This is a genomic window from Shewanella avicenniae (genome assembly GCF_017354945.1).
Lineage (GTDB): Bacteria > Pseudomonadota > Gammaproteobacteria > Enterobacterales > Shewanellaceae > Shewanella > Shewanella avicenniae.
This window is the reverse complement of sequence record NZ_CP071503.1, coordinates 3,513,162-3,525,273: the sequence shown is the minus strand read 5'-3', so window position 1 is coordinate 3,525,273 and position 12,112 is coordinate 3,513,162. Positions and strand designations below refer to the sequence as shown.

Sequence of the window (12,112 nt, the reverse complement as noted above, 5' to 3'; positions counted from 1 at the left end):
TTAACCTGCTAGATTTGCGGTCTTTATCGATTTACGCAACATATTTATAAAAGTGAGATCTAGCTTGCGTAAATCTATGTTTATTAGTTGAACTAACATAAGTCATACAATATGATTTAATTTGACCATTGATTCTATATTTTGTCGTCGAGCGTTTGGGGAAATGTAAAGACTAGAAATATGGATATTAAGACCGCACGTTTCAGGGGTGTTGAGAAGCGGGCGGTAACGAAACTACCGGAGATGAAACAGATGTTTAAGCAAACATATCTGGCAAGTGCCATCTTTGTGGCCTTGACGAGTCATGCGCTATACGCTGCAGAAGATGAACTACCAGAAGCACAACAAACCGCGACCGCGGAACAACAAGCCACCAGTGCTGAAGATATCGAAGTGATTCAGGTCGTCGGTATTCGTAGCAGTTTGAACAAGTCAGTCAACCTCAAGCGTCAAAACGTGCAAGTGGTTGATGCCATTGTGGCGGAAGACGTAGGTAAGTTTCCAGATAACAACGTAGTCGAAGCTTTGCAACGCGTGACCGGCGTGCAAGTTACTGACCGCGCTTCTGGTGAAGTGAACACCGTCAGTATTCGTGGTTTGACCGATGTAACGACCACAGTCAACGGTCGCCAAATCTTTACCGCAGCAGGCCGCCAAGTGGCGATTGCTGACGTACCTGCGGCGTTGCTGGGTAGTGTTGAAGTCTTTAAAACCCGTTCATCATCTCAAGTCGGTAGCGGTATTGCTGGACAAATTGATATCCGCACCCATCGTCCATTTGATTTTGAAGGCAGCAAAGTCAGCATGGCTGCCAAAGGCGTGTACTCTGATCAGCCAGACAAAATCGATCCGGCTTTCAGTGCCTTAGCCAGTAACCGCTGGGACACCAGCCTCGGTGAAGTTGGTGCACTGTTAAACGTTTCATATATCCGAACCAATTATAACGACCAAAGTGTGGCGCCAGGTGCGTCACTGCCTTATTCAGCAGAAGACGGCCACCAAATTAGCGATGCATATTGGACGCGCGGTTTGGCACACGGCATGGACACCACCTACGGGGCGACCACCACTGATGGTACGGGTGTTCCTTATTTGTTGATGCGTGATGCGGTATTCCAAAATAGCAACTCTGGTGAACGTACTCGTCCAGCATTGAACCTGTCACTGCAATGGGCACCAACCGATACTTCTGAGTATCTGTTTGAAGCGTTCTACAACGGTTATCGCAACGATAGCGCTAACTCTATGTTGTTCAGTAACGTCGATAGTAATGCCAATTGGGACCAAGTGGTTGCCAACGGGATTGAATTGTATGACGGCACCAACGTAGTCAAGTCGCGAACTTCTTACAATGTGGGTGGTTTTAGCAGTGCTGACCACAGCCATAACTCAACCGACAGCTACGTATTTGCGCTGGGCGGTAAATGGGAATTGGGTGATGTATCGCTGAAATCAGAAGTGGTTTATCAAACCAGTACCTACAAATCTAACTTCCTCGCGATGCGTGGTATCAGTGCCAATGCAGGGCGTTTTTACGGTGTAGATATCGACTATAACGCTTCAAGCGGTGGCGTTCCTGCATGGAGCTATTTGGATGACCCAAGCACAGCTATTGATGAATCTGATATCACCCAAGCGGCCTTGTGGCAAACTGCAGAGCTGTATGACAGCGGTACTAAGGATGAAGGTGATTCTGTCGCTTGGACCTTAGACGGTGATTACTATCTCGATTGGGGCATCTTCACCAAGATGAAATTTGGTGTGCGTTATGAAGATCGTGGTGCTAAACACAATCTGTATGATGCTGGCTCATTAGCGAAAAATATCGCGTATACCGACCTTGACCCTGACATGTTCACCACCGTAAGCGGTTTCTATGAAGGTCGCGGCGATGTACCAACAGAGTGGATTCTGCCTGATGGTAACTACCTCTATTCACATCGCAGCGAAATCGAAGCGCTCTACGAAGCCAATCCTGCCGCGTTGGCGATGTACCAAAACTATGATATCAGCGAAAAATCCTATGACGCTTATATTCAGAGTGATTTTGAAACTCAGCTGTTTGGTAAGACCCTAGATGGTCAGATTGGTTTACGTTATGAACACGCCAAAGCCGAGATGAACTTTGGTGAACGTAAGAAATATAGTGCTGCAGAAGGCGGTGATTATTACATCGACCCAAGCTCAGGTGACAACAGCAGCTCTAAATTGATGCCGAACCTGATGTTACGTTACTGGTTGACCGATGATGTGGTCGCACGTTTGGCGTACTCTGAAACCATTCGTCGTCCAGCATTTGGTGATTTCAGTACTGCGGTAGGCTACACCGAAGATTTGACTGACCTTGGCTTTGGTCAAGCGTCGAGTGGTAACCCAAATCTGAAACCAACCACGTCGAAGAACTATGACTTCTCATTGGAGTACTACTTCGGTTCTGGTTCGTCAGTTTATGGTACCTACTTCCGCCGTGATATTGATGGTTTCGTCTTCAGTTCATCACGGATGATCAGCCGTGAAGTTGATGGTGAAGTTAAGAACTACATTCTGAGCCAACCCGCCAACACCTCAAACGGTAAGTTGACTGGTTATGAAGTGGGTTCTATCTACTTCCCAGAAAATCTGCCTAGCTATTTGGATGGTTTAGGTGCGCAATTGAGTGCAACCTTCCTCGACTCTGAGCAAGATATTCCAGAGTTTGATGCAAACAGCGGTGAACAAATTGGTTCAACGACTCGTGAACTGTTTGGAGTTTCTAAGAGCTCTTACAGTGCAGTGTTGATTTACGATAAAGACGTGTTTAGTACCCGTCTGTCGTACACTTGGCGTGATAAGTTCTTGAACAGCTACGATGCGAAGAGCTTTGCGATGCCTCGCGGTATCTATCGTAAGCCTGAACAGAGCTTAGACTTCCAAATGAGCTATAACGTGAGTGATGATCTCGTAGTGACCTTTGATGCCACCAATATTCTGGATGACATCTATCAAGAGTACTATGAAGATTCAACCCTGTTTAACCGTACCAACAACATCTACACCCGTACTTTCTCACTGGGTATGCGTTATAGCTTCTAAGCAAGCGTGATAATGTTTTAACGATGTTTCTAAGCCTCGAGATTCCTCGGGGCTTTTTATTTTCCCTATCGCTGAGTGTTCCACTGATCGTTTACCTCGCGCGTTGGTTTCACGCTGTTATCTGAGCTTCTTTTCTGATGCTGCTCAATTGCGCTGTGGCCAATCTGCCACATTCATGGCTTTTGGTATGCGAATTATTGGCGGATGTCTGCCATGGTGCTTGAGATGAGCGCTGGTTAAATGCTCATGATTATTCGGCAGTGTCATTAGGGCTAATAAAGCGACTCGGTTAGCCTTAGATATTTCAATCTGGATAGTGAGTTATCGGGGGATTTAAATAGAAAGCAAGTTGCTCACTTTATCAGCTGAATTTATTTTTATTACCAAATTGTTAATTTAATTACATGTGGCGTTGTTTGTGATTGTGGATGAAATATCGGCAGTTGTTATTGCAACGTTAAATTTGATCTGTTTAAGATTGGAATTTAACATCTAAGATTTATGGTTTATATGAGCTATAAAGTCAATATAAACATATAGTTAAATAAATATCTTTCGCGTAAATTATTTAAGTGATCTAAAAGTGAGAGCTGGGATCGATATTGAATAATCTCCCCATTAGCCGGCGTTGACTCACTAATGATCATACAATATGATTTTTGTCACTGAGGTTCCTTTGTTTATTAAAATTACAAAATCGGTTTTAAATAACGATTGGCAAAAGAATTGTCAGGGAAGGTTTAAGAGATACCGGTAGTCTTAATTGGGTGTCTGAAAGGGATTGCCGGTGTTGATATAAAAACTACCGGAGACAAATAATGATGTTTAAACACACCACATTGGCCAGCGCTATTTTTTTAGCGATCAGCAGCCAAGCCGTTTATGCAGCGGAAGATGCCGCCGCTGACGCAGCTACTCAACAAGCTGCCGCCGACGATATCGAAGTGATCCAAGTGGTCGGTATTCGTAGCAGTCTTAATAAGTCCGTTAACCTTAAGCGCCAAAACGTGCAGGTGGTTGATGCGATCGTCGCCGAAGATATCGGTAAATTCCCCGATAACAACGTAGTTGAAGCGCTGCAACGGGTCACTGGGGTGCAGGTAACTGACCGTGCCTCGGGTGAAGTGAATACCGTGAGTATTCGTGGTTTGACTGACGTCACCACTACAGTCAACGGCCGCAAAATGTTTACTGCGGCAGGGCAGCAGGTGGCTGTTGCCGATATTCCAGCATCACTGCTGGAAAGCGTTGAAGTGTTCAAAACCCGTAGCGCCAGTCAGTTAGCCAGCGGTTTGGCCGGCCAAATTGATATTCGTACCCATCGCCCATTTAACTTCGATGGCGCTAAAGTGGTGGTCAACGCGCGCGGCGTTTACTCAGATCAAGCAGATAAAACCGATCCTTCACTAAGTGCGCTACTGAGCAATCGTTGGGATTCATCCATTGGTGAAGTCGGTGCCTTGTTGAACGTCTCTTATACCCGTTCAAACTATCGTGACCAAAACGTCACATCAGGTGCGGTTGTACCTTTCTACGCAGGGACTGCGGGTGAACATGGTTTTGGCACCCAATATGAGCGGATGTTTAGCGGTTGGCCAATGGGATTGGATAACGGCGTGCCGTTTCAACTGGGCGCGAATGGTGAGTTGCCTACCTTTGATTTAACCGATGGTGATGGCAACGTTTACCAACAAGGCGTGCCGTACATTTTGTCGCGCGATGCCGTGTTCCAAAACGACTACACCGGCAAGCGTGATCGCCCCGCGGTTAACCTGTCGCTGCAATGGGCGCCGAACGATACCTCAGAATATCTGTTTGAAGCCTTCTACAACGGTTATCGCAACGAAAGCTTTAACTCGATGTTGTTCAGCTATGCCGATTGGTGGGGCAACCTCGACTATGATGCGCCAATGGAATTCTACGATGGCACTAACGTGGTGAAATCTCGTATTGTCGCCAATCCTGCCGCTTGGAGTTCTGGCGACTATTCCAAACAAAGTACCGATAGCTATGTGTTCGCTTTGGGTGGCAAGTGGGATATCTCTTCCGATCTGCAGTTGAAGTCTGAACTGGTGTATCAAACCAGTAAGTTCAAAACTGACTTTATCGCAATGCGTGCTAATGCCATCGGCCTACCAAACGTCGCAGTCGACTTTAATGATGGTAGCGGTATTCCAAGTTGGGCGATTGTGGAAAATGACTACGCGACTCGCGTTGACTTGACCCAAACTCAGTGGAATTACGGCACCTTGTACGACAATGGTGGCGAAGATCAAGGCGATTCAATTCAGTTCACCTTAGATGGTGACTATTACCTCGATTACAGCATCTTCACCAAAGCCAAGTTTGGTATTCGTTACGAAAACCGTGGCGCAACCACCAAAACTCGCGGTGTGGATAACGGCAACTATATTCACCATGATGGCGAACAGCTGAGTGATGAGTTGGCGTACGCCAATCCATACTTCTTTGATGGTGAAGGTGATGTGCCAACCAGCTGGATTGTGCCTCATGGCCCAAGCCTATTTGCTAATCGCGCTTATTACCGTGAATTCTTCGGTTTGCCAGCGGATAAGTTAGCGCTGCGTAAAGTGTTCGATATCACTGAAAAAACCTACGAAGCTTATTTCCAATCTGACTATGAAACTGAGCTGCTGGGTAAACGTGTCGATGGTCAAATTGGTGTGCGTTATACCCGCACCGAAAACGACTTGAAGTTTATGCGCTATGAAAGTGATCTTCCAAATGAAGCCAATGTGCTTACCGCCACTGATACCGGCAGCGGCAGCAATGATAAATTCCTGCCTAACTTTATCGCCCGTTTGTGGTTGACCGATGATTTGGTGGCGCGTTTTGCTTACACCCAAACGCTACGCCAACCTGAGTTCAACCAATTGAACCCGAACGTGGTATACACCAAAAACTTAGCCGGTGGTACTAACCAAACTGAAACACGTGGTAACGCTGCGGGCGGTAACCCCGATCTGCAACCAGTTGAGTCTAAAAACTATGACCTGTCTTTAGAGTACTATTTCGGCAATGGTAGCTCTGTTTATGGCACTTGGTTCAGTCGTGATATTAACGGCTTTACCTATGACTCATTGGTGTTGGAGCGCGATCATATTGAGCCGGGTGAAACTGAAGCGTATGACTATATTGTGCGCCGTCCAGGTAACACCTCAAACGGTAAGCTAGAAGGTTATGAGCTGGGGGCGGTTTACTTCCCAGAAGGTTTGCCAAGCTGGTTAGATGGTATCGGTACTCAGTTGAGCGCAACCTTCTTAGATTCATCGCAAGATATTCCGCAGTTTAATACTGAGACCGGTGAACTACTCGGCTACAACACCCGCGATATGTTCGGCGTGTCTGACAAGTCGTACAGTGCAGTGCTGATTTACGATAAAGAATCGTTTAGTGCGCGTTTGTCTTATGTATGGCGTGATGCTTTCTTGGCGGGCTACGATGGCACCACCTTCGCCAGCCCTCGTGGTATCTACCGTCGTCCAGAGAAGAGCTTAGATTTATCGCTAAGCTATAACGTGACCGATGACTTGGTGGTGACCTTCGATGCCACGAATATCACCAACGAACTGTTCCAGTCCTACTATGAATATGAAGACATGTACAACTATGGCACTGGCTTATACAGCCGCACGTTTGCCTTTGGGGTACGTTACAGCTTCTAAGACGTTTGACGTTAGTGACTGGCTCTAGATACTGGATCTAGTTACTGAAGATAGTCACTTAAACTCGTCACAAAAAAGAGAGCACACTGCTGCGCAGTTGTGCTCTCTTTTTTGTCGAAAAGGGATGTGACAAATGCGGAAATTTGCGCGGCGTTAATGGCAACATTCGCTGTAAATCTAGCTTTCCGTTTGGATAGATAACTGCACAGTATTAGGCATTAGTATTAGATGAAGAGTTAAGCAAGTTTGATCTGGCTAACACTCTTAGAATGCAAGTATCACTTGCCTCGACCACCCAATTGGGACGCTTTCTGACCATTATATCGCATCATCTTCAATACTGAATTTAATCTTAATTATTTGTTATTAAAGGAAAACTGTATTTTTGTAGCGCAAATATCTACAGGCTAAAAGTGCTGAAATATCAATGAATGTTGATTAAATGTTAATGTTTTTATGCCGGTGGCGATGACAGCGTAGTGTTGTGTAGACCTTAGTCTAATGGATTGATTTTTCCCTCTGTGCATCTGAGTTCGTGTAAAAATTTTCTTTATAAAACATGTGGATATTATTGTTTTTGTGTGAGTTTTAGAATTTCCATTCAAAGTGCGATCTGCGATCAACTATTGAGATCGGCAACGTTGACAGTCTAATAATCATACAATAATATTTTACTCGAATAACATAATCTTAACTCTTGTGGCTTTCGTTGGGGGCAACTAGCAGCGGCAAGAGAAAGGGATATAACCGGGAAGTTGGATTGAGAGGTTGAAGGCTTACCGGCACATATAATAACTACCGGAGAACAAACAGATGTTTAAGCAGACCTATCTAGCGAGTGCTGTTTTGTTGGCGTTGTCTAGTCAAGTTGCGTTTGCAGCTGAGAATGATGCAGCGACCAAAGAACAACAAGCCACTGATGATATGGAGGTTATCCAGGTTGTCGGTATTCGTAGCAGTTTGAACAAAGCCGTAAACCTTAAGCGTCAAAACGTGCAAGTTGTTGACGCCATCGTTGCCGAAGATATCGGTAAATTCCCAGACAACAACGTAGTTGAAGCATTGCAACGTGTAACCGGTGTGCAGGTAACTGACCGTGCTTCTGGCGAAGTTAACAATGTCACCATCCGCGGTTTAACAGACGTGACCACGACCATTAACGGTCGCGAAATGTTTACTGCTGCCGGCCGCATGCTTCAGGTTGCTGACATTCCTGCTGCACTGCTTGAAACCGTAGAAGTTTATAAAACACGCTCTGCCAGCCAGTTGGAAAGTGGTATTGCTGGTCAGTTAGATGTACGTACTCAACGTCCATTTAACTTTGAAGGTTCAAAATTTGTGATGAACGCGCGTGGCGTTTATCAAGACCAAGCAGAAAAAACTGACCCAATCGTCAGTGCCTTGATCAGTAACCGTTGGGATAGCTCAATCGGTGAAGTAGGTGCCTTGTTGAACGTTTCTTATGCCCGTACCAACTATCGTGACCAGAACTTAACGCCTGGTGCTGTAGTTCCTTTCCGTGCCGATAACCTAGAACGTATGTTCCTTGATGGTTACGATTGGCAACCGGGGTTAGAACGTGGCTTATCAACAGCCCCAGGCTCAACCATTACTCAGGTCGGCACTGGTGAGGAAGTTGAATATGTGATGTCTCGTGATGCGATCTTCCAAAGTGACTACACTGGTAAACGCGAACGTCCAGCGCTGAACTTATCATTACAATGGGCACCAAATGATAGTTCTGAGTACGTATTTGAAGCTTTCTACAACGGTTATCGCAACGAAAGTTTCAACAATATTTTGTTCTCGTTCGTTGACTGGTGGGGCAACCTACCTGCCGCGGCGCCAGAGTTCTATGAAGGGACTAACGTTATTAAGTCTCGTGGATTAGGGAACCCTTACTCATTCACTTCTGGTGACCTGACTAAGAACCAAACGGATAGCTATATGTTTGCCTTGGGCGGCAAATGGGATCTTGGTGATAACACTACCCTTAAGTCTGAAGTAGTTTATCAAACCAGTGAATTTAAAAGTGATTTCTTGGCAATGCGCACCGACACCGTACTGCCGTATGTAGAAGTTGATTTTAACGATAAAGACGGGGTGCCTTCATGGGGCGTACTGACAGGGGAAGGTGGTGAGACTGTTGACGTAGCAGATCCTGCTATGTGGAACACAGCTCAAATGTACGACCGGGGTAATAAATCTAAAGGTGATGCGTTGACCTTTACCTTAGATGCCGATGTTTACCTCGATTGGGGCATTTTCACCAAGGCTAAAGCAGGTCTGCGCTATGACCGTCGTACCTCTGAGGCTTATACTCGCACGAAGGAAGGTTATAATCAGCAGAGCTTGGCAGCACTTGACCCAAGCATGCTGCATACCAATAGCAACTTCTTCGATGGCGAAGCTGATATTCCTACTTCATGGGTAACTATTAATGGTTATGAGTTGTGGGCTAATCGTGATGCGTATCGTGACTTGTATGGCTTTACAGGTTCTTCCGATTTAGAACTCGCGCAAACCTTCGACGTTGAACAAACCTCTTGGGCCTTGTATGCCCAATCAGATTTTGAGACAACGCTGTTTGGTAAACGTCTTGATGGTCAAATTGGTCTGCGTTATAGCAAGGCAGATGCAGATTTGGGTTTCTTCGATGTTGATGGCACGGGTGAACTGCAAAACGTGACTAACAGCAGTAGCAAATTTTTGCCTAACTTGGTTGCGCGCTATTATCTGACCGACGACCTGCAACTACGCTTTGCTTATACTGAGACATTGCGCCGCCCTGAATTTGATCAGATGAACAGCTATGTTCTTTTGTCTCCAGATGTAACTAACATCGGCTATGGCACTGGTTCAGCCGGTAACGCTAATCTGAAACCTGTAGAATCTAAGAACTACGACCTATCGTTGGAATACTATTTCGGTGAAGGTAGCTCAGTTTATGGTACTTACTTCTACCGTGATATTCAGGGCTTTGTATACAGCTCACTGCGTCGTATGGTGTTCAATGACGAAACCTATATTGTAACCATGCCAGATAACTCCTCTAACGGGGTATTGAAAGGTTATGAAATCGGCGCCGTTTACTTCCTAGAAAACGTGCCAGCATGGCTAGACGGTTTTGGTATCCAAGCAAGCGGTACGTTCTTGGATTCATCCCAAGACCTACCTAACTATGATGAATTAGGTGCGTTGACCGGTTATACCACTCGAGATGTATTTGGCGTGTCTAAGTCTTCATACAGTGCCGTATTGATTTATGAAAAAGAAGATTACAGTGCGCGTTTGTCTTATGTATGGCGTGATGCATTCTTAAATGCTTATGAAGCGCCGTTGTTTGCAAACCCACGTGGTGTATATCGTCGTCCAGAGCAGAGCTTGGACTTCCAGTTCAGCTATAACGTTACTGACGACTTGGTGGTGACCTTTGATGCAACTAACATCACCAATGAAATGTTCCAGCAATACTATGAAGACCAAGATGTATTCAACTTCAGTAATTCTATCTATAGCCGCACCTTCGGTTTAGGTATTCGTTACTCAATGTAATGATGACCTAGCTCAAATCTGAAAAACCCCGCACTGCTGCGGGGTTTTTTATTACTCGGCAACCGTCGGCATTCCTGTTAGATTTAACCCCCACCAAATGGCAGTTTTCTGATATGTGAACACTGTTGCAAACCCATCTCATGGGCTGAGGAAATCATTGTCATATCATTGGTATGATAATAGTATTTAACTATTCTATCGCTTCTCTGTTTCTGCTAGATTTCAGTAGCAGTAGATGAATGCCGGGGAGTGGCAGTAACACTGATGGGGTTGCTCCATAGTCGCCTGCCCTTGGACATAATTGGAATGGAAGAGAAATCATGAGTTCGTTCAAGTTGTCAACGTTTGAGAAAGTCGGTTTTGGTGCCGGTGACATGGCGGTTAACGTCGTGATATCGTCATTTTTCCTGATTATCTCTTTCTTTTATACCGATATTTTTGGTCTTAAACCCACCGACATGGGTTTAATGTTTTTGATTGTACGTATTTTAGATGGTATCGCTGACCCGTTAATGGGCATGGTGACTGATAAAGTCACTACGCGCTGGGGACGGTATCGTCCTTATCTGCTGTTCCTCTCAGTTCCTTTTGGTATTTCAATCTTCTTGACGTTCAGTACGCCGGACTTTGATTACAACCTGAAACTGGCGTACGCCTACGCAACTTACACGCTGGTAACCTTGATGTTTACCGGGGTGACCATTCCGTACATCTCATTAATTGGGGTGTTGACCGACGATCCTAAAGAACGTTTGTCTGCCAACGGTTATCGCTTATTCTTCGCAAAAATTGCGGCGTTCTTGGTCTCTATTGTGGTACCAAAACTGGCGGACTCGCCAATTTGGGACGGTGACAAAGCGCTAGGCTACAAAGTGGCGATGGGCATTATGGCGCTGTTGGGAATCGCGCTGCTGATGTTCTGCTTCTTCTCGACCAAAGAACGTTTAGAACACCATGTTGACCCTAAACCGATTACCAGCCAAATGAAGCATCTGTTCCGAAACGACCAGATGATGATCCTTTGTGGCGTGTGTTTGTTGGGAACTGTGGGCTACGTAATCCGTAACTCTATCGCGATCTACTACGCACAATATTACCTGAACACCGATAAAGGCATGTTCTTAGGCACTGGGGTTATCGCCGCGATTCTGGCAATGGTCGCCTCTACTTGGATCACCAAACGCTACTGTAAACTGAAACTGTTCCGCTACAGCCAAATGGCCGTTGGTGTGATCAGTGCGCTGATGTTCTTTATGGTCGGCGGCCCTGATGATGTGGTGACCGCGTTTGTATTGTACTTCCTGCTGTCATTTGTCGTGGATCTGCATGCGCCAGTCTTCTGGTCTGCCATTGTGGAAGCGGTGGACTACGGTGAAGTGAAAACCGGTGAACGCGTAGCAGGCTTAGCATTTGGTGGTATCTCATTCTTCCAAAAAGCGGGTATGGGTGTTGCCGGTGCGGTTGTCGGCTGGTTGTTGACTCAATTCGGCTATGTGGCTGACCAAGCGCAATCTGCCACGTCTTTGCTTGGTTTGTCGCTGATGCTGACCGTGATCCCTGGGGTATTCCACTTCATTAACGGTGCATTGATGATGAAGTATCACATCACTGACGAAGCCTATCGTGAATTGTTGACCCACTTGGATGTGCATTTTGAAGAGTCAAATGAGACTCAAGACGAGGTTGCACCAGCACAACCTAACTTAGTTACTGAGGCAAAATAACTATGATGTTTAATGAGTTGCTATCACACGCAGCACAGTTACGTGTTGTAACACTCATTCAGTCAGTTGAGGCCG

Annotated in this window: 4 protein-coding genes; all 4 read left to right on the top strand. The window is 45.7% G+C overall.

Going from position 1 to position 12,112, the window contains the following annotated elements:
* Positions 1–252: 252 nt before the first annotated feature.
* The 4 genes from JYB87_RS15535 to JYB87_RS15520 all read left to right on the top strand — a co-directional run bounded on the left by JYB87_RS15535 (position 253) and on the right by JYB87_RS15520 (position 12,037).
* Positions 253–3,072, top strand: a complete 2,820-nt coding sequence (locus JYB87_RS15535; RefSeq protein ID WP_207354357.1) for a TonB-dependent receptor — start codon at positions 253–255, stop codon at positions 3,070–3,072.
* Between the two features lie 818 nt (positions 3,073–3,890).
* The gene (locus JYB87_RS15530; protein ID WP_324032271.1) at positions 3,891–6,758 is read left to right on the top strand and encodes a TonB-dependent receptor; all 2,868 of its coding nucleotides are present in this window, start codon (positions 3,891–3,893) and stop codon (positions 6,756–6,758) included.
* Between the two features lie 813 nt (positions 6,759–7,571).
* The gene (locus JYB87_RS15525) at positions 7,572–10,313 is read left to right on the top strand and encodes a TonB-dependent receptor (protein ID WP_207354356.1); all 2,742 of its coding nucleotides are present in this window, start codon (positions 7,572–7,574) and stop codon (positions 10,311–10,313) included.
* Between the two features lie 320 nt (positions 10,314–10,633).
* Entirely contained in the window at positions 10,634–12,037 is a 1,404-nt protein-coding gene (locus JYB87_RS15520) for an MFS transporter (RefSeq protein ID WP_207354355.1), read from the top strand.
* Positions 12,038–12,112 lie beyond the last annotated feature (75 nt).

Bases quoted from the DNA above. Each gene is read 5' to 3' on its own strand.
- JYB87_RS15535 (WP_207354357.1), top strand. From the start codon at position 253: ATGTTTAAGCAAACATATCTGGCAAGTGCCATCTTTGTGGCCTTGACG.
- JYB87_RS15530 (WP_324032271.1), top strand. From the start codon at position 3,891: ATGATGTTTAAACACACCACATTGGCCAGCGCTATTTTTTTAGCGATC.
- JYB87_RS15525 (WP_207354356.1), top strand. From the start codon at position 7,572: ATGTTTAAGCAGACCTATCTAGCGAGTGCTGTTTTGTTGGCGTTGTCT.
- JYB87_RS15520 (WP_207354355.1), top strand. From the start codon at position 10,634: ATGAGTTCGTTCAAGTTGTCAACGTTTGAGAAAGTCGGTTTTGGTGCC.